Annotated in this window: 26 protein-coding genes; 15 read left to right on the top strand and 11 right to left on the bottom strand. The window is 52.3% G+C overall.

The window, feature by feature from the left end; all coding sequences use genetic code 11:
* Positions 1-88: 88 nt before the first annotated feature.
* Both ABD843_RS05445 and ABD843_RS05440 read left to right on the top strand, forming a co-directional pair.
* Complete coding sequence (locus tag ABD843_RS05445; RefSeq protein WP_345079696.1) at positions 89-910, top strand: aminotransferase class IV; 822 nt, start codon at positions 89-91, stop codon at positions 908-910.
* A 102-nt stretch (positions 911-1,012) separates the two neighbouring features.
* Complete coding sequence (locus ABD843_RS05440; RefSeq protein WP_345079693.1) at positions 1,013-1,489, top strand: glucosaminidase domain-containing protein; 477 nt, start codon at positions 1,013-1,015, stop codon at positions 1,487-1,489.
* 31 nt (positions 1,490-1,520) lie between these two features.
* Here ABD843_RS05440 and ABD843_RS05435 read toward each other — a convergent pair whose 3' ends face one another.
* Positions 1,521-1,769, bottom strand: coding sequence for a Txe/YoeB family addiction module toxin (locus tag ABD843_RS05435; protein WP_345080349.1), 249 nt, complete (start codon positions 1,767-1,769; stop codon positions 1,521-1,523).
* A gap of 5 nt (positions 1,770-1,774) precedes the next feature.
* On the bottom strand, positions 1,775-1,996 hold the full coding sequence (locus ABD843_RS05430; protein ID WP_345079690.1) for a DUF2683 family protein: 222 nt from the start codon (positions 1,994-1,996) through the stop codon (positions 1,775-1,777).
* Between the two features lie 116 nt (positions 1,997-2,112).
* Between ABD843_RS05430 and ABD843_RS05425 the strand changes: the two genes are divergently transcribed.
* A complete protein-coding gene (locus ABD843_RS05425) occupies positions 2,113-3,444 on the top strand; it encodes a DEAD/DEAH box helicase (protein WP_345079687.1) in 1,332 nt (443 codons plus the stop codon).
* Between the two features lies 1 nt (position 3,445).
* Entirely contained in the window at positions 3,446-4,345 is a 900-nt protein-coding gene (locus tag ABD843_RS05420; RefSeq protein ID WP_345079684.1) for a magnesium transporter CorA family protein, read from the top strand.
* An 83-nt stretch (positions 4,346-4,428) separates the two neighbouring features.
* Here ABD843_RS05420 and ABD843_RS05415 read toward each other — a convergent pair whose 3' ends face one another.
* The 3 genes from ABD843_RS05415 to ABD843_RS05405 form a co-directional block, all read right to left on the bottom strand.
* Entirely contained in the window at positions 4,429-5,460 is a 1,032-nt protein-coding gene (locus tag ABD843_RS05415) for a hypothetical protein (protein ID WP_345079681.1), read from the bottom strand.
* Between the two features lie 20 nt (positions 5,461-5,480).
* On the bottom strand, positions 5,481-6,737 hold the full coding sequence (locus tag ABD843_RS05410; protein ID WP_345079679.1) for an MBOAT family O-acyltransferase: 1,257 nt from the start codon (positions 6,735-6,737) through the stop codon (positions 5,481-5,483).
* 253 nt (positions 6,738-6,990) lie between these two features.
* Positions 6,991-7,812, bottom strand: coding sequence for an SDR family oxidoreductase (locus tag ABD843_RS05405; RefSeq protein ID WP_345079676.1), 822 nt, complete (start codon positions 7,810-7,812; stop codon positions 6,991-6,993).
* 140 nt (positions 7,813-7,952) lie between these two features.
* Here ABD843_RS05405 and ABD843_RS05400 point away from each other — a divergent pair, with 140 nt between their 5' ends.
* Complete coding sequence (locus tag ABD843_RS05400; protein ID WP_345079673.1) at positions 7,953-9,632, top strand: NAD+ synthase; 1,680 nt, start codon at positions 7,953-7,955, stop codon at positions 9,630-9,632.
* Between the two features lie 437 nt (positions 9,633-10,069).
* A complete protein-coding gene (locus ABD843_RS05395; protein ID WP_345079670.1) occupies positions 10,070-11,800 on the top strand; it encodes a M3 family oligoendopeptidase in 1,731 nt (576 codons plus the stop codon).
* Positions 11,801-11,902: 102 nt separating this feature from the next.
* Here ABD843_RS05395 and ABD843_RS05390 read toward each other — a convergent pair whose 3' ends face one another.
* Positions 11,903-13,249, bottom strand: coding sequence for an NHL domain-containing protein (locus tag ABD843_RS05390; RefSeq protein WP_345079667.1), 1,347 nt, complete (start codon positions 13,247-13,249; stop codon positions 11,903-11,905).
* Between the two features lie 313 nt (positions 13,250-13,562).
* On the opposite strand from ABD843_RS05390, the gene rpsU reads away from it, so the two are divergent.
* The gene (gene rpsU, locus ABD843_RS05385) at positions 13,563-13,760 is read left to right on the top strand and encodes a 30S ribosomal protein S21 (RefSeq protein WP_345079664.1); all 198 of its coding nucleotides are present in this window, start codon (positions 13,563-13,565) and stop codon (positions 13,758-13,760) included.
* A gap of 187 nt (positions 13,761-13,947) precedes the next feature.
* Here the strand turns inward: rpsU and ABD843_RS05380 are convergent, their stop codons facing one another.
* Positions 13,948-15,726, bottom strand: a complete 1,779-nt coding sequence (locus ABD843_RS05380; protein ID WP_345079661.1) for an AMP-dependent synthetase/ligase — start codon at positions 15,724-15,726, stop codon at positions 13,948-13,950.
* A gap of 191 nt (positions 15,727-15,917) precedes the next feature.
* On the opposite strand from ABD843_RS05380, the gene ABD843_RS05375 reads away from it, so the two are divergent.
* Positions 15,918-16,997: a chorismate mutase gene (locus ABD843_RS05375; RefSeq protein WP_345079658.1), complete on the top strand. Its 1,080-nt coding sequence runs from the start codon at positions 15,918-15,920 to the stop codon at positions 16,995-16,997.
* A 10-nt stretch (positions 16,998-17,007) separates the two neighbouring features.
* Here the strand turns inward: ABD843_RS05375 and ABD843_RS05370 are convergent, their stop codons facing one another.
* Together ABD843_RS05370 and ABD843_RS05365 are read right to left on the bottom strand one after the other, a co-directional pair.
* Complete coding sequence (locus tag ABD843_RS05370; RefSeq protein ID WP_345079655.1) at positions 17,008-17,271, bottom strand: Txe/YoeB family addiction module toxin; 264 nt, start codon at positions 17,269-17,271, stop codon at positions 17,008-17,010.
* Positions 17,268-17,516 carry a hypothetical protein gene (locus ABD843_RS05365; RefSeq protein ID WP_345079652.1) on the bottom strand — a complete coding sequence of 83 codons (249 nt, stop codon included), beginning with the start codon at positions 17,514-17,516 and terminating at the stop codon, positions 17,268-17,270. The genes ABD843_RS05370 and ABD843_RS05365 overlap by 4 nt, the downstream gene beginning before the upstream one ends.
* Before the next feature lie 97 nt (positions 17,517-17,613).
* Here ABD843_RS05365 and ABD843_RS05360 point away from each other — a divergent pair, with 97 nt between their 5' ends.
* From ABD843_RS05360 to ABD843_RS16375, 7 genes are all read left to right on the top strand, one after another.
* Complete coding sequence (locus ABD843_RS05360; protein ID WP_345079649.1) at positions 17,614-18,348, top strand: hypothetical protein; 735 nt, start codon at positions 17,614-17,616, stop codon at positions 18,346-18,348.
* A gap of 21 nt (positions 18,349-18,369) precedes the next feature.
* Positions 18,370-19,068 (top strand): ComF family protein, encoded by a 699-nt coding sequence (locus ABD843_RS05355; protein ID WP_345079646.1) that lies wholly within the window; start codon positions 18,370-18,372, stop codon positions 19,066-19,068.
* Positions 19,069-19,203: 135 nt separating this feature from the next.
* Positions 19,204-20,451, top strand: a complete 1,248-nt coding sequence (locus tag ABD843_RS05350; protein ID WP_345079643.1) for an OmpP1/FadL family transporter — start codon at positions 19,204-19,206, stop codon at positions 20,449-20,451.
* A 23-nt stretch (positions 20,452-20,474) separates the two neighbouring features.
* Entirely contained in the window at positions 20,475-21,842 is a 1,368-nt protein-coding gene (locus ABD843_RS05345; protein ID WP_345079640.1) for an SGNH/GDSL hydrolase family protein, read from the top strand.
* 97 nt (positions 21,843-21,939) lie between these two features.
* The gene (gene recG, locus ABD843_RS05340; protein ID WP_345080346.1) at positions 21,940-24,042 is read left to right on the top strand and encodes an ATP-dependent DNA helicase RecG; all 2,103 of its coding nucleotides are present in this window, start codon (positions 21,940-21,942) and stop codon (positions 24,040-24,042) included.
* 58 nt (positions 24,043-24,100) lie between these two features.
* Complete coding sequence (locus ABD843_RS05335) at positions 24,101-24,328, top strand: hypothetical protein (RefSeq protein WP_345079637.1); 228 nt, start codon at positions 24,101-24,103, stop codon at positions 24,326-24,328.
* Positions 24,315-24,704 carry a type II toxin-antitoxin system VapC family toxin gene (locus tag ABD843_RS16375; protein ID WP_425575671.1) on the top strand — a complete coding sequence of 130 codons (390 nt, stop codon included), beginning with the start codon at positions 24,315-24,317 and terminating at the stop codon, positions 24,702-24,704. Before ABD843_RS05335 ends, ABD843_RS16375 begins: the two co-directional genes overlap by 14 nt.
* Before the next feature lie 66 nt (positions 24,705-24,770).
* On the opposite strand, the gene ABD843_RS05330 is transcribed toward ABD843_RS16375, so the two are convergent.
* Entirely contained in the window at positions 24,771-25,889 is a 1,119-nt protein-coding gene (locus ABD843_RS05330) for a trypsin-like peptidase domain-containing protein (protein ID WP_345079634.1), read from the bottom strand.
* 47 nt (positions 25,890-25,936) lie between these two features.
* Entirely contained in the window at positions 25,937-26,512 is a 576-nt protein-coding gene (locus ABD843_RS05325) for an RNA polymerase sigma factor (RefSeq protein WP_345079631.1), read from the bottom strand.
* Positions 26,513-26,529: the final 17 nt, after the last annotated feature.

Genomic DNA, 26,529 nt, shown 5'->3' with positions numbered 1-26,529 from the left:
TAAACCGACCAACGAGCAGCAAACGCCGGTCAGTACCAGCTGTGCCCTGCACATATTATTAACGATGCTGTAACTTTAGCCGCTGCATATGCTTACCAACTATAACGGCCATATGATACCCGCCGAGCAGGCACAGGTACCGGCAGGCAATACTGCCTTCCGGTATGGCCATGGCCTGTTCGAGACCATGCTGGTGAGGGATAGCGCCATACGGCTGGCAGCGTACCATTGGCAGCGGCTGCTGGCTGGGCTGCAACAGTTACATTTTGTGTTGCCGGCCCATTTCTCCCCCACCCTGCTAGAGGGAGAAGTATTGCGTACCGTGCGCAAGAACGGCCTGGAGCGGCTGTGCCGTGTGCGCCTGCAGGTATTTGGCAGTAATGGCGGCATCTTCGGGCCTGAGGATGACATGCTGCACTACCTGGTAGAATGCTACCCGCTGAACGATAGCGATCTGCTGCTGAACGAGAACGGGCTGGTAACGGGCATTGCCACAGGAGTAGCCAAGAGCGCCGACAGCATGAGCAACCTGAAATCGTGCAATGCGCTGGTGTATAGCATGGCAGCACGGCAGGCCGGGCGCGAAAAGTGGAACGATGCCCTGGTATGTAATACCCATGGGCGGATAGCAGAGAGCACCATAGCCAACATCTTCTGGGTAAAGGATGGCAGCATCTATACCCCACCCCTGGCAGAGGGCTGTGTGGCGGGTGTGATGCGGCGGCATATACTGGCCACAGTGCCGGGCATAACAGAGACGCCACTACCAATAGAGACACTGCAACAGGCCGATGAGGTATTTCTTACCAATGCCATAAAAGGCATACGATGGGTGCGAACAACAGGCGACACCAAGTACGGCAATAGCATTATACAGCAGCTATACAAAGACTTGTTTCAGGACCGATAATTGCCATTTTGTCCTTACATGTCACAGTTTTAACAGTTTTTCCACAGAACGCATTATAAAGTTCCGTAAATTTGCATGCCCTTTTGAACTAAATGTAATGCTATGACAATGGTAAAACAGGCACTTAGGAGGACATTGATAACTCTTACCCTGCTGCTGGTGGTAGTTACCGCCAATGCGCAGAACAAGAAGTATATCACCGACCATAAGATACTGGCCACACTGCTGGGCGAGCATTATGGTATTCCCCCATCGGTGATACTGGCCGTGGCCACTGTAGAGTCGGCAGGCGGCGCGGGCGCTACCGCAAAGGTGCTGAACAATCACTTCGGTATAGTGGGCCGTAACAGGTATGTGAACCACCGCGGGCACAAAAGCCGCTATAAGCAGTACGATAATGAGTATGCCTCTTACCTGGACTTCTGCAATATGCTTACGCGCAAGAGATTTTACGCAAAGCTGAAGAACAACAAGGACCCTCAGGCATGGATAAAGGCCATGAGCCTGTCGGGCTACTCGGAAAGCCCCGAGGAATGGGAGCAGAAGATAAACAGCGTACTGCATTCTCATAAGCTGTAAGCATGGCACTGCCACAGCATTTCCGAACGGTCTATTTTTTGTAATGATACCGAAGGGCATAAACAATGACCTTGTTCTGCTCGCATTTGTATACCAGTCTATGTTCTTCGTTTATACGTCTCGACCAAAGGTCTGCCCAATCGTGTTTTAACCTTTCTGGTTTACCTATACCTGTGAAGGGCTCCTTTTGTATAGCCTCCAGCAATTGCCTGATGCGCTTGAGAATGATAGTGCTTCCGGACCTTTTCCAAAATTCCAGGTCTTCAAGAGCTGTGGGCATGAAGATCACTTCCATATATCATCGAGGCTGACCTGTGAACCCTCATTGTTCTTATCCTGCTGCACTGCCTTGTTCAAATGTTCTTTCATTGCAGGCGAAGCAGACAAATATTCCGTTTCGTCTGTTTCTTTCTCACTGGTCTTATAGTTCACGTGCAACGCATCGAGAAACAGTCTTATAGCTGTTTCCTGATCCATATCGGCCGGATGAATAGTTAGGGTACTCATACGAACAAAGTTACGCAATAAGATATTTCTACGGCCAATACTTCGCCACCATATCCTTCTAAACACACTAGTGAATTGGCCGTTTGCGCTATCTTCGTTGAAGCATTATGGCCAACATGGAATTCAGAGAACTGAACCTGAGCACACCGCTGCTGAACGCGCTGGATGACCTTGGGTACAAGCATCCTACTACTATACAGCACAAGATATTCTCCGTCATCATGTCGGGGCGGGATGTGTGCGGCATAGCACAGACCGGCACGGGCAAGACCCTGGCCTACCTGCTGCCCTGCCTGCGCATGTGGCAGTATGCCAAAGACCGCTACCCGCAGATACTGATAATAGTACCCACGCGCGAGCTGGTGCTGCAGGTAACAGAAGAGATAAAAAAGCTGACCACCTACATGAACGTGGTGGCCATAGGTGTATACGGCGGCGTGAACATGCGCACACATGTGCTGGAGGCAGAGAACGGTTGCGATGTGGTAGTGGCCACACCCGGCCGCCTGATGGACCTGGTGCTGCACGGATCGCTGAGGCTGAAGAACATAAAACGCCTGGTGATAGACGAGGTGGACGAGATGTTCAACCTGGGCTTTCGCACGCAAATAAACAACATACTGGATGTACTGCCGCCCCGCAGGCAGAACCTGCTTTTCTCGGCCACTATAACACCCGAGGTAGAGGCCCTGATGCAGACCTACTTCAATGACCCCGAACGTGTGGAGGCCGCACCTGCAGGCACACCCCTTAGCAATATAGACCAGCAACTGTACCATGTGCCCAACTTCCATACCAAGGTGAACCTGCTGGAAATGCTGCTATCGAACGATGAGGCAATGACGAAGGTGCTTGTGTTCGCCGCTACAAAGAAACTGGCCGATGAGCTGTACGAGCACATAGAGGGCCGCTTCCCCGGCAAGGTAGGCGTGATACACTCTAACAAGGCACAGAACCACAGGTTCAATACCGTTAGCAACTTCCGCAACGGCATCTATACCTTCATCATAGCTACCGACCTCGTGGCGCGCGGTATAGATATAGCCGAGGTGACGCACGTCATCAACTTCGATGTGCCGGAAGAAGCAGAGTCGTACATACACCGTATAGGCCGCACAGGCCGCGCCGACCGGAAGGGTATATCCATCACCTTTGCCACAGAGCGCGAAATGGAAGCGCTGGCCGCCATAGAAAAACTGATGAGCTACCAGATACCTGTATCGCCCCTGCCTGAGGACCTGGAGATATCGGACGTGCTGACGGACGATGAGCTGCCGAAGGTGCATATGAGAGAGACCCTGATAGTACTGCCAAAGGTAACAGACTCGGGAGGGGCCTTTCATGAAAAGCTGGCCAGGAACAAGAAGGTGAACGTGAAGATAAGCCACAAGGAAAAGATGCGGGCCAAGTACGGCAAGCCAAAGACAAGGGGCGCTAAAAAAAAGTGACATGACCACAGAACTCGCTACAGACAACTGCTCCTTTGAGTGGCTGGATGTTACCGACCCGACCAAAGAAGAGCTGCAAGGGATAGCACAGCAATATGGGCTGCACCCGGCATCGGTATCGGACTGCCTGCAGCCGGGCCACCTTCCCAAGTACGAGCAGTTCACGGGCTATACCTTCATCATATTGCGTGTATACATGACCACTGCCCACGACGAGGCCGATACCGTGCAGGCACTCACGGGCAAGATAGCCATATTCGTATCGGAGCGGTTCATCATCACCATACACCGCAAGCCGTGGGAACCCATACACACCATACAGCAGACGTATGTGCATACCAACCGCTGCACCAGCCCCTTTCATGTGCTGAACGTACTGGTGCGTACAGGGTTGCATACATTCGACGAACCGGCCGTGGCCATAGATGAGCAGCTGGACCTGTACGAGAAAAAGGTGTTCCTGACGGTGCGGAAAGAACCGCTGCTGAAGGGGCTATACTTCATGAAACAGAAGCTGGAAGTGATGCGCAGGCTGCTGCTGCACACCTACGACATAGTAGACAAGATGGACCGCGAGGAAACGGCCAATGCCTATACGCGCGATGTGCGCGACCTGTACATAAAACAGAAGAGCCTTTACGACTCTATGTACGAGAACGCCACCCACCTGCTGAACCTGTACTTCAACATATCGGCACAGCGCACTAATGAGACCATGCGCGTGCTTACCATATTCTCGGTGTTCTTTATGCCGCTCACCTTCATAGCCGGTATCTATGGTATGAACTTCCGTTATATGCCCGAGCTGGAGTGGCGGCACGGCTACCCGGTGGTGCTGGGAGCTATGGCCGTAGTGGTCATCGTTATCTTCTTCTGGTTCAGGCGGAAGCGATGGATGTAACATGCAGTGAGGATGGCCCGCTATAAATAAGAAAGAGCAGAACCGTAAAGGGCTCTGCTCTTTATGTTTATGAGAGGGAAATATTACTTCCTGTATCGCTCCCTGAAGTATTTCTCTTCTACCTCTGAAGGATAGTATGGCTTCTTCGAACGGGCAAGGTGATTGCGGTTCGAGAAGAACAGGTCGGGGATATCTGTGCCATTCGTCTGCACTATCACCACATCCGGCTCAGAATATTTAGCCTTTTCATCCCACAGAGACAGGAAGTCATCTGTACAGCCGGCCCACATAGCCGCATTCATCACTTCCATATCGGGATGGCGCTGTTGCAGGATAGAGGTGGCAATGAATTCATTATCGAGGAATGGAGAGTATATCTGCGATCCGCCCATGAACAATATGTGTTGTTTTGCTTTGGGGAATTTCACATTATGGTCCATCCTCAGGCCCTGGGCATTGCCAATGAGCCTGTATGGCAGGTCTTTACCCCCATCCAGTACCTCATCTGAGTTCGGAGCAAGGTCGCCGAATGTTTCGGGGCGCTCAGTATCCTTGTATGTGGTAGTGCTTTTGTGACCGGCATGTTTTTTCAGTATCGGATCCAGCTGGTCGGCAAGGAATATCGCTCCTTTTTTAGACCAGTGCCCGTCTTTTGGCACCTGCGTTATCACATGTGCATCCTGCGAAGCGATAGCCGGGCCAAGGTCGTAGTACTCAATGCCCAGTTCTGCACATGTAGCCTTTATGTGTGGATGGCCATACCTTGTAAAATCCGTCATACCCTTACCTACTTCCGGCGTAATAAGTACAACTACGAACTTTGCACCTGTACCTTCTACTTTCTGCTTCAGGGTGGCTAGCTGTTCAGAATAGCGTTTCTTCAATTCTGTGTATACAGGCCCGTTCTGTCCGTTGTTCTCGAACAACTTCTCATCAGGCATCTCGCGGTACTCTTCGTTCAGCTGTTCTACCTTTTTGTTCCTTTGCTCTATCTCGTTCACCTCTTTGCTTGTCTGTGCCTGCTGTGCCTGTGCGGCCTCTTCTGCTTTTTTGTCGCCGCAGCCTGTGTTCACCAGCATTGCCAGCGCCATTGATACAACTATATGTTTCTTCATTTTTATGGGGTATTTAATATTTAAAATTTGAAATAATAATATTCGCTTGCGTTCTGTTCTTTGTGCAGCAGCCATGTCAGCACTATCACTGCCAGGTAGCCTGCTACTCTGATGTATGCGTTCGTTCTGCTCAGTTGCAGCACATACAGTTTTTCACGTTGCACCCACTCGAAGGCCAGCATAGGTACGAACATGATCACCTTTGTCCAAACGATCTTAATAGGCGCTGCGAAGATACTTACAGAGAATATTTTTGTTACCAGCCCGTTCACCACTGTCATGTTCGGCGCGCGGAAGAATATGCGCGACAGGGTGGTAAGCAGGAAGGTAAAAGCTATCTGGCCGGTCTCCTTCAGCGAGGGTAGCAGCCTGCCTGCACCTGCTATATCTTTATAGCGCGTCATGCTATCGGTGAGGATGTACGGAATGAAATAGATACCATTCAGCAGGCCCCAGCATACAAAGGTCATATTGGCGCCATGCCACAGCCCGCTGAACGAGAATATGAACACGATGGCCATTATATATTGCAGCTTGCCACCCCTGTTGCCGCCCAATGGCAGGTACAGGTAATCGAGCATCCATTTGCGCAGGGAGGTATGCCACCTGCGCCAGAACTCACCCGGGTTGCGGCTGAAGAAGGGCATCTTGAAGTTCTGTGTGAGCTCTATACCCATCAGGCGGCCTACGCCACGCGCTATATCGGAATAGGCAGAGAAATCGGCATAGAGGTAGAGGTTGAAAAGCATGACCCCCAGGAAAAGCGTACTACCGTTCTGGTCGTCATAAGAGGCATAGCAGTAGTTCACCACCTTTTCGGCATGGGCGGCCAGCACCATTTTTTTGAACAGGCCCCATATTATCTCTCCCGCCGAGTGCTCTATCTTGGCCAGGTCGGGTATGGTTATCTTGCTGAACTGCGGCAGCACATTCACCGAAGAAGGTATGGGCCCCGAAAGCAGGTGGGGGAAAAAGCTGATATAGGACGAATAGGTGATGAAATTGCGCTCGGCAGGTAGCCTGCGCCGGTACACATCTACTATATAGCCTATAGAGGAGAAGGTGTAATAACTGATACCCAGTGGTACCAATATATGCAGCGCACTTGCCTGCCATTGCTGCAGGCCGGTGATATTGCCCAGTATAAGGCCGCTGTACTTGATGTAGGTAAGCCCGAACCCGAGTATGACGATACCCACAGTGAGTATGGCCTTGCGTGTACTTTGGTTTTCCTGCTTTTCTATGGCCCTGGCAAAGAGATAACCTACGGTTATCATACTCAGCAGGTAAATGGGAAAAGTATAATGCAGATTATTGTAGAAATACCAGTTCGCCCCGAGCAAGACAAGGTTACGAGCGTCGCGCCAGCGATGGACGGACCAATAAGCAACAAGAACTATCGCAAAAAATTTTGCGAACTCAATAGTATTGAACAACATACTGGGGCGCAAAAATAGTACAAACCGAAAACGTATGCTGAATATAACTGATCAATAACATTTTATTAGTTAGTTAAAACATTTTTCCCGATCAGTTAACATACAGGTCTTTTTGCAGTGGTCCTCCCGGTGTCACAGCATAGCTGTCCAGGTCGGTAATGCCCTGCAGGGCCATTACCTGCTCATCGGTGAAGTGGTTGCCGGTACACTCGCGCGAGGGTTGCGATAGTATATAATAGGCGCTATCGGCCAGTATGGAAGGTTTGCGGCTGCGCTGCACCAGCATATCGCCACCCAGTATATTGCGCACGGCGGCCGTAGCTATGGTGGTCACCGGCCAGAGCGAATTGGCAGCTATGCCCGCGCTGCGGAACTCCTCGGCCCAGCCCAGGGTCATCATGCTCATGCTGTATTTGCTCATGGTATACCCTATGCAGGGGCCCATCCACTTGGGGGACAGGTCTATGGGTGGCGAAAGGGTGAGTATGTGCGGGTCGGTACCCTTGCGCAGGAAAGGTATACAATGCCGGGTAACTATAAAAGTACCCCGCACATTGATGTCGTGAATGAGGTCGAAGCGTTTGGTCTCGGTCTGCTCGGTGCCTGTGAGCGATATGGCCGATGCATTGTTCACCAGTATATCTATACCGCCGAATATGGCCACGGCCTGCTGCACCGCCTGTAGTACCTGCTCTTCATCGCGTATGTCGCACTGCACGGCAAGGCCTTTGCCGCCGGCCTCGTTCACCTTTTGCGCCACACTGTGTATGGTACCGCCCAGCCGCGGGTCTTCCTGTATGCTTTTGCCTACTACCACTACATTGGCCCCGGCCGATGCCAGCTTCAGCGCTATGGCCTCTCCTATACCACGGCTGGCACCTGTGATGAATGCGGTCCTTCCTGCGAATGTCATAGCTCTGTGTTTGATGTATAACGAAGTTACTGGGTTTGCCGAAAGAAGTATAGCTGTGCCGCCACAATTAATATTGATCATTCTGTAACGACTATTGGGGCCGAACTGTTTAATTTTGCAGGGCATCACAAGCAGGGCATATGAAGATACTCTTAGCGCAGCAGAACTACCACATAGGCAACTTCGATGCCAATACAGAAAAGATACTGGCGGCGATAGCTACCGCAAAGCAGCAGGAAGCAGACCTGGTGCTCTTCTCAGAGCTGGCCATAACGGGGTATCCGCCGCGCGACTTCCTGGAGTTCGACGACTTTGTGAACCAGGCTCTGGCCGCGCTGGACAGGATACGCCTGGCCGCCGATACCATAGGCGTGCTGGTAGGATGCCCCACCCGCAATGCCGACCCCAAGGGCAAGAACCTCTTCAACAGTGCATGCCTGCTGTACGAGCAGCAGATAAAGGGTGTGGTGAACAAGACCCTGCTGCCTACCTACGATATTTTTGACGAGTACCGCTACTTTGAACCTGCCTTCCAGTGGCAGGTGCTGGAATTCAAAGGCAGGAAACTGGCCGTGACCATATGCGAAGACATATGGAACCTGGGCAACGACCCGCTGTACCGCATATGCCCCATGGACGAGCTGATGGCACAGCAGCCCGATATAATGATGAACCTGAGCGCATCGCCCTTCGACTACCTGCATGCTGCAGGGCGCAAGGACATAGTACGCCGCAATGTGGAAAAATATGGCCTGCCCATGATATACTGCAATGCCATAGGCTCGCAGACGGAGATAGTGTTCGATGGCGGATCGGTGGCAGTGAACAGGGACGGTAGTGTGGCCACAGAGCTGCCCTATTTTGAAGAAAGCCTGACCATGGTAGAATGGCTACCCGACGGCAGGCTGAATGCCGCGGCCGCTGCTACTACCAAACTGGCAGGGGCGCTGCCCGATATGGCCGAGCTGCAGCCGGAGATGAACATAGCGCAGGTACACCAGGCACTGCTGCTGGGCATAAAAGATTACTTCGGGAAGATGGGCTTTGGCAAGGCCATAGTGGCCTCATCGGGCGGTATAGACAGCGCGGTGACACTGGCGCTGGCCTGCGAGGCGCTCGGCCCGCAAAATGTACATGCACTGCTGCTGCCTTCGCAATTCTCTACCTCTCACTCGGTAGATGATGCAGTGGCGCTATCTGAGAACCTGGGCAATCCCTACGATACCATAGCCATCAGGGATGTGTTCGATGCGTATGGCAGCGCATTGCGGCCTGTGTTCAAAGACCTGCCCTTTGGGCTGGCCGAGGAGAACCTGCAGTCGCGCATACGCGGTGGTATGGTAATGGCGCTGGCCAACAAATTCGGCTACATACTGCTGAACACATCGAACAAGAGCGAGCTGGCCACAGGCTATGGCACACTATATGGCGATATGGCCGGCGGCCTGGGCGTACTGGGCGACCTGTACAAGCTGCAGGTATATGCACTGGCGCGCTACATCAACAGGAATGGTGAGGTGATACCTGAGAACATAATAACCAAACCGCCGAGCGCAGAGCTGCGTCCTGGCCAGAAGGACAGCGACAGCCTACCCGAGTACGACCTGCTGGACCCTGTGCTATATCAATACATAGAACGCCGCATGGGCCCGCGCGAGATAATACTGATGGGATATGATGCGGCACTGGTATCGCGCATATTGCGGCTGGTGAACAATAACGAATACAAGCGCAACCAGTTCTGCCCCATCATACGCGTATCGCCAAAGGCATTCGGTATGGGCAGGCGTATGCCTATAGTGGGTAAGTACCTGGGGTGAAAGGGTGAGGGAAAAGGGAAAGGTAAATGATCGTGTACCTTATCGTTCGTAATGGGATATTCTAAAAAAACAGAGCCGCCGGAGGAATCCAGCAGCTCTTACTTACTAACCCATTAAATTCACAACTTGATGCAAATATACTATGGACGGGGGTAGCAAAAAAATGGAATTGCCCTAGCCACTGATCAGTTTTATAGATATAACATTAATATGTATCTGATCGGGCCTGTTTACAAGGATCTTGCGATCTTTTGAGTGTTCCTGAGCATTTTTTGGGTTAAAACCGCCCGAAGAATGAATATTTTATATTTTCTCAATATAAAGTATCGACAAAACACTTAATGATAAAACAATATTCAACTATCATCCTGCTACTATATTTATAACAACTTTTAGGGTGTTGCGCGTACCTTGCATTCCTAAATAAAGAACCTTCCATGAACCGCGCCTTCGCTCCATTGCATGTAAAAGAAAGAACATTTCTTCCTGCCGACCACAATATCACTGATTGGGATTCGCTGCGACCATATTATGAAGAGCTGGTATCGCGCGATATAGACAGCCCCATGGCGCTGAACAAATGGCTGCACGATGTGAGCGAACTGGAAGCCGTAGTGAACGAGGATGCCTGCTGGCGGCAGATACGCATGACATGCGATACCACCAATAAAGAATACGAAGAGGCGTTCACCTACTTCTGCATGGAGATAGAGCCGAAGATCAAACCCTTCTCCTTCGAACTGAATAAGAAACTGATGGCATGCCCATACACAGAGGGATTGGACAAGAGCCAGTACTTCCCCTACCTGCGTGGTGTGGACAATGCCATAAAACTGTACCGCGAAGAGAACGTGCCCCTGCAGACCGACCTGAACCTGCTGGCACAGCAATACGGCATGATATCGGGCGCAATGAGCGTGGACGTGGATGGTAAGGAATATACGCTGCAGCAGGCGGCAAGGTTTCTGCAGAACCCCGACCGCAGACTGCGCGAGCAGGTCTTTGGCAAGATAGCGAAACGCCGCCTGGCCGATAAGGACAAGCTGAACGACCTCTTTGACAAGCTGCTGGCACTGCGCCAGCAGGTAGCCGTGAATGCGGGTTTTGCGAACTATAGGGACCACAAGTTCCGCGAGCTGGGCCGTTTCGACTATACGGTAGAGGACTGCTTCGCCTTTCACGATGCCGTGCGCGAACATATAGTACCCCTGCAGGCCATGCTCATAAAGCACAGGCAGCAGCGCCTGGGCGTAGATGTGATGCGCCCATGGGATGGTGATGCCGAACCCGCAGGCACCGAGCCACTGCGCCCATTTGCCAACGGCAGCGAGCTGGCAGAGAAGGCCATAGAAGTGTTCAGCAAACTGTCGCCCTACTTCAGCGGCTGCCTTACCACCATGCAGCAGATGAACCGCCTGGACCTGGAGAGCCGCAAAGGCAAGGCGCCCGGCGGCTACAACTGCCCTCTGGCAGAGACAGGTGTACCCTTCATATTCATGAATGCGGCAGGCACCATGGGCGATGTGATAACCATGATGCACGAGGGTGGTCATGCGGTACACTCATTCCTGTCGCACCCGCTGCAGCTATCGGCCTTCAAAGAGTACCCTATGGAAATAGCCGAGCTGGCCAGCATGAGCATGGAACTCTTTACGATGGAGCACTGGGATGTGTTCTTCAAAGACGAACAGGAACTGCACCGTGCGCAACTGGAAGAGCTGGAGCGCATCATAACCGTACTGCCCTGGATAGCTACTATAGATAAATACCAGCACTGGCTGTACACACATCCCGGCCATACGGTACAGGAGCGTGAGGCCGCATGGATAAGCATACTCAGCGAGTTCTCTACCGGTATAACTGACTGGAGCGGCTATGAAGAATACCGCAAGAGCTTCTGGCAGAAACAATTGCACCTGTTCGAGGTACCGTTCTACTATATAGAATATGGTATAGCACAACTGGGCGCACTGGCCATGTGGCGCCAGTACCGCCAGAACAAGGAGCAGGCGCTGGAGAACTATATGAATGCCCTAAGCCTGGGCTATACCAAGACCCTGAAAGAACTATATGCCACAGCGGGTATCCGTTTCGACCTTTCGCCGGCATATATAAAAGAGATAGCAGACTTTGTGGCCCCTGCACTCAGGGAAATGGGAGTGAAATAACATTTACAACATCAGATAATGTGCTGAAAATGGCCGGTGACCTTTTCAGCACATTATCTAATTATACCGAACACGGTATCTCCACTTTATAGAGGTGCGGAACTATTGTGGTTTTACCACCGATACCTTGCCCGACCATTTGCCATTCTTGGAAATCCCCTGCAGCACATATGTGCCCGCCTTTTCGAAGTGTATGCCTATGGCCATGTTCGTAGGCCCTTCAGACATGCTCACCACGCGGCCGCTGGCATCCAGTACATATACCTTGGCTATTTCCTGTACACCCGATGGTAATGTGGCATATGCTGTCGCAACACATGGGTTGGGGTATATTATCATCGCCTCATCATCTTTAGGTGTATTGGCAGAATAGTACAGTATGGTCTTTGTGCTCTGTGCCAGGAACATGTTGCCATATGGGTCTATGGCCAGGGCCGTAAGCGGGTACAGCGCTACATCCAGCGCATCGCCCGAGGCCTGTGTGCCGCCGCCGGCAACAGTGTTGATGACACCATCATCGGCATTTATCTTGCGCACACGGCGTCCGCCACCCTCGGCTATGAAAAGGTCGTTCTTCGCGTTCTTGCAAAGGCCCACAGGGTTGTTGAGCGATGCTACTGCTGCCGGGCCGCCATCTCCTACCGTGGTAGACTTCCAGGTACCGCATACGGTGTATGCCTTACCATCGGGTGTTATTTTGCGCAGCACGCCGAATATGGCATCTATATACAGCAGGTCGCCATTGGGCATGAACAGCATAGACGCTACCGACATGATACGCGTTTCGATGGCGGGCAGGCCATCGGCCATATTCACCTGCGGATATTTTGTAGACTTGGTACCGGCATAGGTGCTGATGCGGCCTGTGGCCTGGTCTACCTTGCGTATCCTTATATTACCATCGCCCGATTCTGCTATATACAGGTTGCCTACAGAGTCTAATGCCAGCGCAGTGGGGGTGGTCATTTTCGCATGTATGGCCAGTGTATCGTCTGTAAAACCGGCAATGCCATTGCCGGCCACAGTAGTGATGATGCCCTCGCGGTCTACCTTGCGCACGCAGTTGTTGCGGGAGTCGGATATGTACAGGTTGCCATCCTTATCCAGTGCCAGACCGCCGGGAGCGTTCAGCTTGGCCGCAGTGGCAGGACCGCCATCGCCCGACTTTCCGCCCGATACGCCAAAGCCTGCTATGGTGTTCACGATACCCGAAGCATCTATCTTGCGTACTTTATGGCCGCTGGACACATATACGTTGCTATTGGCATCGGCCAGCATATATACTATATCATCGAATTTTGCATAAAGGGCATAGCCGCCATCGCCATAATCGGTGCCCTTGCCTGTACCTGCAAAGGTAGACATGGTCTGCCCTGTGGCCAGCATTGGCAGGCCGCAGCACAGTACAAGAGCGAACATTACCTGGAAGCGCGAAAAAATAGAACTCATAATAATAGTATTTATACATCTTGATAATTACTTCGATACAAGGCCAAAGTATATACAAGACCACATTTTATATACAGTAATGCTAAATAGACCCTTCGCCCGGCCTTGGTGGGCCGGGGGCATGGATATCCTGTGCTAAATTACTATGATCCTTTCTAATATCCAATTAAGCATATACAGGCCGGACGGGCAGAGGGAATTGATAATGGAGCGGTAACCTATACCCGGCAGAAAAAAGCAGTGATAAAAGATTTGCTGATGTGAGAATGATCGGCTATATTTGCGCTCCCAAAGCTAAAAGGGGGTATTAGTTATGCTTATAATAGATTCAAAAGATTGCGAGAACATAGACAAAGCGCTTAAGAAGTACAAAAAGAAATACGAGAAATCTCGTACGCTCAACCAGCTTCGCGAACGTCAGTCATTCACAAAGCCTTCCATAGTACGTCGCACACAGATACTGAAAGCGATATACCGCAGGCAGATGGAAATGGGTGCTTCTGAGGCATAAGCCACAGGGCAGGCGTTCTCCCGTCTTTGTTTTGATATAGTATTCATTGGTCGTATGCCCATGAGGCATATGCCATATATGTAAATAGGCTGCCTGTATACAGGCGGCCTATTTCTGTTACCAGTAAAAAAGCAAAGGGTCGCCTCTTACCCGGGCGACCCTTTGCAATGTATATATACACAGGCCATTACCCCGTATACAGTTCCTCTATCTGCCGTGCATAGCGTTGCTCTATAGCTTTGCGCTTCACCTTCAGCGATGGCGTTAGCTCGCCGCTGTCTATGGTCCACTCATCGGCCAGCAGCGCAAATTTCTTCACCTGTTCGGGGTGACTGAAAAATTCGTTGTACTTATCTACCTGCTTCTGTATGATGGCCATTACCTCGGGCAGTTTTATCAGCTCCTTATTGTTCTCGGGTATGGCCAGCGATGGGTGATGGTCGCGCAGGTATTTGCGCACCTGCATATACGATGGTACTATCAGCGCTGCTACGAATTTCATATTAGCTCCCGTCACCATCATCTGTTCTATGTATATGCTCTCCTTCATGCGGTTCTCTATGGCCTGCGGCGCCACATACTTCCCGCCCGATGTTTTGAAGATCTCCTTCTTGCGATCGGTTATCTTCAGGAAACGGCCTTCTATCCACTGGCCTATGTCGCCCGTCAGGAACCAGCCATCTTTCATGGCGGCCGCTGTCAGCTCGGGGTGTTTATAATAGCCTATGGTCACGTTCGGGCCTTTTACCATTATCTCACCATCCTCGGCTATTTTTACTTCTACATTATCTATAAGAGTGCCTATGCTGCCTATGCGCCTGTTCTCGCTCTCGAAGCGGTTCACCGATATCACCGGCGATGTTTCGGTAAGGCCATAGCCCTCCATTATTATTATGTTGGCCGATGTGAATATGCGCGCCAGCCTTTCCTGGCAGGCCGCAGAGCCTGTTACTATGGCCTTCACATTTCCTCCCAGCGCCTCGCGCCATTTGCTGAAGATGATCTTGTTGGCCAGCCATAGCTGCAGGCGGTACCATGGGCTGCCGGGCCTGGCATTATCGTACTGCTTGCCTAGCCCCAGCGCCCAGAAGAACAGGGCGCGTTTTATGCCTTTCAGCTCCATGGCCGTGTTCATGATGCGCTCATACACCTTCTCCAGCAGGCGTGGCACGGTGGTGAACACCAGTGGCTTTACCTCTTTCAGGTTCAGCCCTATGGTATCCATACTTTCGGCATAGTAGATAGATACGCCGGAATGTATGTACACATACGTCACCATCCGCTCGAATATATGGTTCAGCGGCAGAAAGCTCAGGGCCTTTGCATTGGCATGCGCAAAGGTGAATGCCGGTATAGAATCGCGTACATTACTGGCTATATTGTTGTGGGTCAGCATCACACCCTTGGGGTTGCCCGTAGTGCCCGATGTGTATATGATGGTGGCCAGTGTCTCTGGCTTTATGCGCGCCAGCAGAGCCTCGTCGGGGCGGGTATCGCTTTTCAGCAGTTCGGTCCAGTGGGTCACACCGTCCAGCACATCGAAGGAGTACACCTTCTGCAGTGATGGTACCTGCGACAGGGCCTCTTTGAAGTGGGCATATATATCGGCATTGGCCACAAAGACTATTCTTACTTCGGCCTCGGTGAGCACATACACTAGGTCGGTAGGGCTGATGGTGGGATATACCGGTGTGAGCACTGCACCTGTCAGCTGCACTGCTACGTCCGTTATCATCCACTCCGGCCTGTTGGGCGATATGATGGCAATCTTTTCCTGCGCATCGGGTTCCAGCACACTGTTCGCTATACCCTTGCTCAGCAGGCCACCGGCCATTCTTTGTGCGGTCTCCCATACCTCTTTGCAGGGGTAGGTACGCCACTGGCCGTTCTCTTTGGCGGCCAGCATGGTGGCATCGGGGGTCTGCTGCGCACGTTGCTGTACTATATCGAAGAGGCGTTGTATCATGTCCTAAATTTAATGATTTATTCGGGAATATGACAATTCGACAATGCGTCAATGTGCCAATTTGATAATGGGCAATGCTAAGTATGACGTACCAGTAAAATATACAGAGATCCACATACACTCATTGCCGCATTCCCCCACATTGTCGAATTGGCACATTCCCACATTTGCACATTACCTACCTTTGCATCATGTCATTTTTCAGATCGGCAAGGCCCTATATCATAGCCGGGCCATGTGGTGCAGAGAACAGGGAACAGGTGCTGACCGTAGCTGCCGCCCTTTCGGGCATGAATGTACAACTGCTGCGCGCCGGCGTATGGAAGCCGCGCACCAGGCCGGGCTCTTTTGAAGGGCATGGCGAGGCAGCGCTGCAATGGCTGCAAGAGGCAAAACAACGCTACAACATACCCATCACCACTGAGGTGGCCGACCCCGCCCATGTGGAACTGGCCCTGAAGTATGGCATAGATGTGCTGTGGATAGGCGCCCGCACTACCGTCAACCCCTTCCAGGTGCAGCACATAGCCGATGCCCTGCGCGGGGTGGATATACCTGTGATGGTGAAGAACCCCGTGAACCCCGATGTGGCCCTGTGGGAGGGCGCTATAGAGCGGCTGGAGAAAGTAGGCATAAAAGATATAGCGGCCATACACCGTGGCTTTTCGGGCTATACGGCCGCCAATGGCTACCGCAACCAGCCCAACTGGCCTGTGCCCATAGAGCTGAAGCGCCGCAGGCCGGCACTGCCCGTATTTTGCGATCCCAGCCACATAACCGGCGACAGGGCCCGCATAGCCGAGGTGTCGCAGAAGGCGCTGGATATGCACTTCGACGGGCTGATGATAGAGACACACCCCACACCCGATGCCGCCCTGAGCGATGCCGCCCAGCAGATAACACCTGCGCAACTGGCTACCATACTTGCCGGCCTCATAGTGCGCGACGAGCATACGCATGACATGAGCGGACAGGAACAACTGGAATACCTGCGCCAGCTTATGGACAGCCTTGATGCCGAGATAGTGGACCTCATAGCCCGCCGTATGGAGCTAAGTGCCCAGGTAGGCGCCGTGAAGCAGCTATGCAATATGACCGCCTACCAGCCTGCCCGCTGGCGCGAGATAGTAGAGACCCGTGGTGCCCGAGGCCTCACACAGGGCCTCACGCAGGAGTTCATCACCGAGCTGTATGAGAAGATACACCACGAGAGCATACGCATACAACTGGCCGTACTGGAGCAGGCGGCAGGGAAAAGTGTGAAGGAGTAAGAGAAATGGCCTATTGGTCGTAATGGCCGTAACAGGATATTATTTCAATAAGGTCATCAGATACCTTATATACAAGCCTGTGTTCATCATTTATTCTTCTCGACCAATATCGTTGTAAGTTGGCTTTCAGTGGCTCCGGTTTGCCGGTGCCTTTAAAGGGCTCTTTTTGTATCTCGGTAATGAGTTCCAGAATTTTAAAGACAAGTTTCTGGTTTCCGGAACGGTATGACCTTAGGTCATTTAGTGCAGAGGAGGAGAATACGACCTTTCTCATTTGCCACGCATGAATGCTTCCAGTTCATCCATAGTGAATACAGTGCCTTTCCCGTTCTCAAGGTCGGCAGCAGCTGTTTTCAGCCTATCCCAATATTGTTCTTTGGTTTCCTTGCGTAGCGTAGTACTACTGGATCTGACGGCGATCGTTACTTCTGAATTCCCAAAACTACCGATCAGCTCTTTTATCTTTTTAAACACCTCTTCATTGAATTCGGAGGATGAGATCTTTATGAGGGCGTCCATATTACAAATATAATCCGAAAAAGGGTTCGATACAGGATCATACATCCACTTTAACACATACTACATACGCCATTTCCCGCGTTTATATACATTTGTCATGATGCGCAGGCTTGTAACATTGTTGGTGGGTATATTGCTGCTGGTACCGGCAGTGGCTTTCTGTATAGATAATAAGGACAAGAAAAAGCAGAAGCTGATAATACCCGGCCGCTGGCGCGAGACCGTGCGCATGCTGCCCGATAGCACGCGGCAGACCTTCACCGATACCCTCTTTATCCACTTCATGCCCAGGGATTCCTTCTCTTACCGCAACCGCAAGGGTTTCGTGTACGAGGGGGTATACAAGCTTTCGGAAGACAGCCTGCTGGATATGGGCACCGTACGCTACAAGGTGCTGGCCCGTACTACCGACAGGCTGGTGCTCATAAATGCCAGCGGCATCTTTCACCTTGTGCCCGACCTGTCCGATACGCTGAAGAACATAGTGCTCAGGAAACAGGACTCTGCCCGACCCGTGAACCATATAGATGTAATGATAGGCAGGTGGTCGGTATACAAGCGCGAAACGGAGGGGCCCGGCACTATAGATCCTGCAGAGAACATACGGTCGGCCTACATCACCGGCCCATCTACCGATGGCAAGCAGGGTTTCCTGTACAGCGGCAGCGACCCCGACAGCAAACCATCGTGGTACATCACCGAGCTGGGTGGCGGCCAGTCGCTCAACTGCTCGGGCAAAAGTACCCGCACCCTGAAGGTGCTGCGCTGCCAGGATGGGGAAATGATACTGGAAGAGAACAAGATAAAATACTATTTCCGCCTGTACAGGTAATGTTCGTGTCTGTAAATGAGTATGTTATCGTTATACGAGCTACGGCAGGGGTTCACCCACCTGTTCTACCCCACACTGTGCGATGGGTGCCGCAAGCCCCTGGTGGCCGGTGAGCAGGTGATGTGCATAGGCTGCGCAGACCAACTGCCCGAGACCGGCTACCACGCCATGCCCGGCAATGAGACCGAGGTACGCTTTTCGGGCCGCATACCATTTGTGTGGGCCACATCTTATGCCTGGTTCACTACCGATGGCCTGCTGCAGCACCTGCTGTACGGCCTTAAATACCGCAACCGGCCCGATATCGGCACCTTCCTGGGACGCCGCTTTGCTGCCAGCCTGCACGCTGCAGGCCGGGGTGGCGATATCGATCTCATTATTCCCGTGCCCCTGCATGCTTCCCGGCAGGCCGACCGTGGCTATAACCAGAGTATGGTGATAGCACAGGACCTGGGCAGCGACCTGGGCATACCTGTGTCTGATACGCTATTGCACCGTGTGCGCTATACCGAAAGCCAGACCAGCAAGACCCGCCAGGAACGGGCCGAGAACATGGCAGGCGCTTTTTCCTTGTCTGACGCTGCCGCTATCAGCGGCAAACATATACTGATAATAGACGATGTACTGACCACCGGCGCCACCATAGAGGCATGTGCGCAGGCGCTGCTGGCCGCAGCGGGTGTTCGCATCAGTATTGCTACCATAGGCATTGCCGTATAGCTGTGAAATACTCCACGCAACGACTATATTTGCAGGAAATTACGACTGGTATTTGTTTTTATAGTTATTTCACTATACCTTAATACCCGATTTGTCAAAACGAACGCTGTTCATTATTTTCTTAACAAAACGAACATGAAGAAACAATTGATCACCGCATCATTGTTGCTGTCCGCAGCAACGTCTTTTGGTGGCGGTTACCAACTCAATCTGCAGGGGGTACGACAGATGGCAATGGGCGGCACAGGTACTGCCTGGCCATGGGATGCCTCTACCATATTCTACAATCCCGGCGGTGTGGCCCGGCTCAAAGGTATACAGATGTATGGCAGCATGGCATTCATTATGCCCAGCACCGCATATGGCAACCGCGAGAATTCGGGTGTTACTTCTTCTAACGAGCGCACAGCATCGCAGACATTCACCCCGTTCAATTTCTACATCGGCGGCCGTATAGCGGAAGATAGCCGTTTCGGCCTGGGCCTGGGTATATATACTCCCTTTGGCGCCGGTATGAAGTGGGACGACAACTGGCTGGGTAAATACATAGTGCAGTCGGTAGACCTGCAGACGGTGTTCTTCCAGCCTACGGTCAGCTATCGCGCTTCAGAATGGCTGTCGGTAGGTGCCGGCTTCGTGTTCGCCGCCGGTTCTGTGGACTTCAGGCAGGCTATGCCTATACATGGCAACCTGGGCGCCGATATAGACGACGGCCAGGCACACCTGCATGGCAATGCCACCGGCGTTGGCTTCAATATAGGTGCGCAGATGAAGGTGCATGACGACCTGCAGTTCGGCCTTACCTACCGCTCGCAGGTGAATATGGATGTAGAGGGCGGCTCGGCAAAATTCACCGTGCCAACTTCCCTGAAAGATTCTTTCCCCAGTACAAAGTTCGATGCGCGTATGCCGCTGCCGGGCGTGGTATCGGCAGGTGTGGGCTGGCGCCCGCTGGAGCACCTGACCCTGCAGCTGGATCTGAACTATACCGGCTGGAACTCATACGATTCTCTGCGTTTCGACTTCGCACAGACCACTACTTCCTTACATAATGTGCGCGCACCTCGTCATTATCGCAACACGCTTACCACAAGGGTGGGCCTCAGCTACCGTATCAGCAGTGTGGTATCTATAATGGGCGGTGCAGCATACGATCCTACCCCTGTTACCAACGGGTTCGTATCTCCCGACCTTCCCGATGCCGACCGCGTAGTGCTTACCTGCGGCCTTACCGTGAAGCCCGTGCGCGGCCTTACCATAATGGCCGCCTTCGAAGGCTCTAACGGCGTGAAGCGTAACGGCTCGTACGATTTCGGTGGCTTCAGCGGTGTGTACAAGAGCACTGCTGCGGTACCTGCTATAGGTCTGTACTATAACTTCTAAAAAAATTGAATAAAACTCGAAAGATGAAAAAGATATATGCCATTGGAGCGGTCGCATTCATGTTCGCGGCGTGCAGGCCGAATGCCAATGTTACTACTCCGGCCACTTCCGGCAATGCCAACTTCACCAATTACCTTGCGGTAGGTTGCTCCTTCACTGCAGGTTATGGCGATAACAGCCTTACCGTATCAGGTCAGCTCAATTCCTATCCGCAGCGCCTGTTCGAGCAGTTCGAGACCATAAAGGACGGCAAAGGCGCAGTAGGGCCCTTCATACAGCCACTGGTGACCGGCGACAACGGTTATCCCGAGCCCAAGCTGGTACTGAGCACCGTTACGCATTGCGACGGTAAGATATCTATGGCGCCGGTAAAGACCACCCTGCCGCTCGATTCGAACGGTAGCTGGCGGTTCGTGAACCCTGTGAACAACAACCAGGTGAACAACGTATCGGTACCCAAGCTGCGCGTGGCCGATATACCCGTACAGGGCTATGCAGGCCCCAATGCTTATGCAAGAAGGTATTTCTACGACCCCACCAAGCGCCCGCTCGATGAGATATATGCGCGTGTGTACAATGTGCATCCCACATTCTTCACCCTGTGGCTGGGTATAACCGATGTACTGGGCTATGCAGTATCAGGTGGCCAAGGCAACGGATCGCGCCTTGCGGTACCTGTAACGCTGAACATCTACAACTCTAACGACATCACCCCCGATGCTGTGTTCGCGGCCAACTATGATAGTGTGCTTACCGCACTTACCAGCACAGGCGCTTTCGGTGCCCTGCTGAGCATACCCGACATCACTGCGCTGCCTTACTTTACCACCAGGCCCATGAATGGCCTGCACATCACCAGCAAGGGTTTTGCCGATACGCTTATGGCCCTCTACCCCGATGTGAACAACAAGATATTCGACACAGGTGACAACTACTACATAATAAGGGATAATGTAGGAGGCATACGCCAGGCAGTTCCCGGTGAGCTGCTGCTCATTACCGTACCACAGGATTCTATCACCTGCGCAGGCTGGGGCAGTACCAAACCCATACCCCGCGAGTATGTGCTCACTACCGACGAGCTACAGAACATACGCAATGCCGTTACCAGCTTCAACGGTTACATACAGAAAGAGGCCCGCGACCGCAATCTTCCCTATGTGGATATGAGGCAGTTCTTCGAAACACTGTCCACCGGTATCACTTACAATGGTATCAACTACTCTACCGAGTTCGTATCGGGCGGCGCTTTCTCGCTCGATGCCATTCACCTGAATGCACGCGGCAATGCACTGGTGGCCAACAAGATCATAGAAGCTATCAATGCGTTCTTCAAATCCAACATACCTATGACGGACGTGAACAAATATCCCGGCGTGAAATTCCCATAACGGATATGCCGAAAAATAAAGGAAAAGCCCTGCCACATGCAGGGCTTTTTTCATACTCCGCCATAGTTCATTCTTCCTTCCATAGTATTTTTGCGCCATCAGCAATGTAGCATCCATATTAGAGTCGCCCATAGAGTTCCTCAAGGGTGTGGGCCCGCAACGCGGCGAGCTGCTGCGGGCCGAGCTGGGTATCGCCACCTTTGCCGACCTGCTGCACCATTACCCCTACCGCTACTCCGACCGTTCGCAGATAACCCGCATAGGTTTCATAGACCCACGCGCGGAGTATGTGCAGCTACAGGGCACACTGGTGAACATAATAGAAGAGGGCGAGGGCCGCAAAAGACGCCTTGTAGCCACATTGTACGATGATACCGGCCGTATAGAGCTACTGTGGTTCCAGGGTGCGCAATGGATGAAAAAGACATTGAAGCAGAACGAGCGCTACCTGGTATATGGCAAGATCAGCGTATTCAATGGCAACATCAACATAGCGCATCCCGAGATAGAGCTGCTGAGTGCTGAGACGGCATCGCCCGGCAGGCAGCCCATGTACCCTACTACCGAGAAGCTGCGCAGCCGCTCCATCACCAATCGTTCTTTTGCAAAGCTCACGCAGGCCCTCTTTGAGAAACTAAAGCCCGGCGATGTGACAGAGATATTGCCACCCGAAATAATGAACCGCTACAGGCTCTGCAGCCGTTACCAGGCTTTGAAGTGGCTGCACTTCCCCGATACCGAGGAGCATGAACAGGTGGCCCGTCACCGCATGAAGTGGGAAGAGCTCTTCCTGTCGCAGATGCTCATAGGTCGTTTGCGGCTACAGCATACGGCACAGGCCGGCTGGCGCTTCGATAAGGTGGGCGATAATTTCAATAACTTCTTCAAAGAACATCTTCCCTTCGAGCTCACCAATGCGCAAAAGCGCGTGCTGCGCGAGATACGCCAGGATACGGGTAGCGGCAAGCAGATGAACCGCCTGCTGCAGGGCGATGTGGGCAGCGGCAAGACCATAGTGGCCCTCATGTCTATGCTGCTGGCGCTGGACAATGGTTTCCAGGCATGTATAATGGCGCCTACCGAGATACTGGCGCAGCAGCATTTCTCCGGCCTTTCCGGGCTGCTGCAGGAGATGGGCATAGAGGTGCGCCTGCTCACAGGCAGCGTGAAGGGCAAGCCCCGCAAAGAGATACTGCAGCAACTGGCCGATGGCAGCCTGCGCATAGTAGTAGGTACGCATGCGCTCATAGAAGATGAGGTACGTTTCCGGAACCTGGGCCTGGCAGTGATAGACGAGCAGCACCGCTTTGGCGTAGGGCAGCGGGCGCGCCTGTGGCAGAAGAACGAGCTGCCACCGCATGTACTGGTGATGACCGCTACGCCCATACCGCGTACACTGGCCCTCACCATGTATGGCGACCTGGAGGTATCGGTGATAGACGAGCTGCCACCGGGCCGCCAACCCATAAAGACCATACTGGCCCGCGATATGCAGCGGGCAAAGGTGATGGAGTTCATACGCAGGGAGGTGGATAAGGGCAGGCAGGCATACATTGTATACCCCCTCATAGAGGAATCGGAGAAGCTGGACTATGAGAGCCTTATGGAAGGCTATGGCCAGGTAAAGGTGTGGTTCGATGAGAACCGCTACCGCATAGCCATGGTGCATGGCCGGCAGGAGGCCGGTGAGCGCGAGCGGAATATGCACCGCTTTGTAAAGGGCGAGGCCCATGTGCTGGTGGCCACCACAGTGATAGAGGTAGGTGTGAACGTGCCCAATGCATCGGTGATGCTTATAGAGAGCGCAGAGCGTTTCGGGCTGTCGCAGATGCACCAGTTACGCGGGCGCGTGGGCCGTGGCGCCGAGCAGTCCTACTGTATACTGATGGCGGGCAGTAAAGTATCTGATGAAAGCCTGAAGCGGCTAAAGATAATGGAAAGCACCACCGACGGCTTCAGGATAGCAGAGGAAGACCTGGCCATGCGCGGCCCGGGCGATATGCATGGCACGCAGCAAAGCGGCCTGCTCAAATTCAAACTGGCCGATATAGTGCAGGACAGCGGCATACTGGAAGAGACACGCCTTGCTGCCCTTCACCTTCTCACTGCCGACCCCACCCTGGCCCTGGCACAGAACCAGCCCCTGCGTTATACCCTCTCGCAGCAGCGCAAGCAGGCCCACTGGGGCAAGATAAGCTGATCGCAATGGCAGGTATAATATTAGTATCTTTGTATAGATACAGATCAACTTATATGCAATGATCAGCGAGACCAAAAAACTGCATCTGATAGAAGAGATACTAAAGATCGATAATGAAGCTGTTCTCGATGAGGTAGAAACGGTCATTTCTCGTAATGCCTTTCCCATGCCCGGCAAAAAAAGTTTCAGCGAACTTGCCGGAACATTGAATGATGTGGAGGCAAGAGAAATGATGAAAAATATAGAAGAAGGTTGCGAACAAATACATCCCGATGATTGGAAATAGATGCCTTCTAGATACCAGTATTATCATTCATGCTTTTAAGAAGAATAATAATGTGGTAGACCGTTTAGAGTCGATCGCCGAGATATATGTCCCTACTATAGTAGAAGGAGAATTGTTCTATGGTGCATACAGGTCAGCCGACCCTGCAAAGCACATATCTTTGATACGCTCTTTCATGTTGAATTGTAGGTCGGTAGTGCCAGATAGAACGACCGCTGAGATATATGGCGCTGTGAAGGCTACCTTGGTCAAGAAAGGCCGACCGATACCAGAGAACGATATATGGATCGCAGCTATATCTCAGCAGTACAATATGCCTTTATATACTACAGATAAGCATTTTCAGGAAATAGATGGTATAAGTATACTGAAATGACCAGACCTAATAACAATGCCGGGCATTACCCATGCCCGGCATTGTTATTTTAGTTGAATATCGGTCTTACTTCTTGTACACCTTTACAGAGAAGGTATATTCTTCCATTTTCTCTATCTGCTGTTCGCGGCCCATGTGCGCTATGCGTGCATGCTTGGGCAGTTTTATGTTCTTCTCATCGGGCAGCTTGTGCAGCAGGGCGGTAATGGCTTTGGTGCTTACTGCATAGGTCTTCTCTTCCGAGTGCGACCCTACGGCCGTCAGCAGGCCCAGTACGTTGCCCTTTCCATCTACCAGCGGCGATCCGCTCTGGCCATGGCCTACGGGCAGCTCCAGTGTATACTGCATCTTGTTGCCTTCATAGCCATTGCGGCTGCTTATGTAACCCTCGCTATATGCTATGTCGTCGGTAGGATAGCCCACGGTGAAGATATGCGTACCCAGCACCGATTTCGACTGTGTGAAGGTATATGGCAGTTCTCCCTTTCCAAAGCGGAAGCCTGCCTTGTCCACCTTCATGATGGCCACATCGGCATTGGCATCGAATGTCACCAGCGATGCTTTGTAGTACTGGCCGTCATGGGCCTGTATGTATACCGAGTCGCCATAGCCGTTCTCGTCATGTATCACATGGTAGGCGGTCACAAAGTAGCCATTGTTGCTCAGCGCGAAGCCCGTACCGGTGGTCTTTATATCAGATGGTGGCGGGGTCACCTTGCGGGTCTTGTCCACCAGGTCCTGTTCCAGCTTCTTTTGTTTCTCGTTCTGCTTTGCCTGCTCTATTTTCAGGCCGGTCACCTCGCGGCTTATGGTATTGTACTTCGATTCTGTTTTGTTCAGCGATGGTTTCAGGCTCCAGAAGGTAATGGTAGAGGCCAGGAAGGCCACACTGGCGGCCACACCTGCCGTGCGCCACATTTGCGGAGAGAAGAGCACCAGCTTTGCCTTTTTTTCTTTCTGTACGGCGGTCTGCTGCTGGTGTACATCGCGCAGCATGGCGCGGAAGCGCTTGTGCTTGCCGCTATCGGTAGCAGAGCGGATAAGGTCGGTAGCCTCGTAGAATTCTGTAGCGAATGCGGCATCAGTACTCAGCCTGAGCTTCAGCGCTACGAACTCGTCCTGTGGCAGGGTGCCGGCGAGATAGGCTTCCGCGAGCTCCCAAATATTGGTTCTATTGACAGACATTTTCTCTTACAGATCTTTATCGAAACATTTATCATTTCCTTGCCGCCTCACATACTGTAGAACAGTTTGCGCAGCCGTGCCAGGCACTTGTATTTCTGTGTTTTGGCGTTGTCGGGGTTGGTATACCCAAAGTCGGCCGCTATTTCCTGCATGCTCTTGTCGTGATGGTAGTAAGCCTTCAGTATCGATCTGCAGGGTTCGCCCAGTTGGTCCAGCGCATTATCCAGCTGTTCGTAGTGGGCCTCTCTTTCATGGTGTACGTTTATATCGTCCTCGTATGCTATTCCTGTCTCTTCCTCGTCTTCCGCACCTGTATTGTCGTACAGGGCTACCGGGTTTCGGCTCTGCTTCTGTAGTTTTTTGTACCACAGGTGCTTGCTTATGGCGAACAGGTAGGTGCCTATACTGCACGTCAGCCTGAACTCCTCTTCCTGCGCCTTGCCGAACAACACCACCATCGCCTCCTGGAACAGGTCGGCGGCATCCGTTGCCGAACCGCCATTCTTTATCAGCCATCCGCTTATGATGTGATAGTTCTGGCGATATATCTGTTCCGTGGCCGCACGCTGCCCGCTGGCAAGCGCAGCTAGAAGATCTTGTTCCGTGGTCGTCAGGCTTTGCACTAGTTGATACCGTTTTA

It is taken from the genome of Nemorincola caseinilytica (assembly GCF_039540515.1).
Taxonomy (GTDB): domain Bacteria; phylum Bacteroidota; class Bacteroidia; order Chitinophagales; family Chitinophagaceae; genus Nemorincola; species Nemorincola caseinilytica.
Note: the sequence above shows the minus strand (reverse complement) of the source record. Positions and strands in the feature narration are given on the sequence as shown.